Origin of the sequence: Pseudomonas viridiflava (assembly GCF_900602065.1) — a bacterium.
Classification (GTDB): Bacteria; Pseudomonadota; Gammaproteobacteria; order Pseudomonadales; family Pseudomonadaceae; genus Aquipseudomonas.
The window spans coordinates 1-279 of sequence record NZ_UWFN01000252.1; the positions used below are offsets into that span (position 1 = coordinate 1).

1 protein-coding gene is annotated in these 279 nt (G+C 66.3%); it reads right to left on the reverse strand.

Annotation, left to right across the window (positions count from 1 at the left end):
• On the reverse strand, nt 1-279 hold a 279-nt coding region (locus EE949_RS13675), incomplete at both ends, for an alginate O-acetyltransferase AlgX-related protein (RefSeq protein WP_431194223.1).

The window sequence follows — 279 nt, forward strand, 5'->3', positions numbered from 1 at the left end:
GTTCGGGTTGGCGCTGTAGCTGGTGCCGACCAGACCGACCGGAATGTCGCTGTCTGCGAACAGGGCGTCGTCGCCAGCGGGTTCGCCCTGGACCGGATCGGTGCTGCGTTGCTGCAGCTCGTCAGGCTTGGGCAGCATGTTGCTGAACAGCGGATCCAGCGGCAGGAACGTGGTCAGGTCGCCCTTGTACGGCTCGCTGCCCTTGGCCTGGGTGTCGAACTGTTCAGGCTCGCCTTCCAGCGGCGCTTTCTGGGCGATGGCGACGCCCAGTTGCTGCGC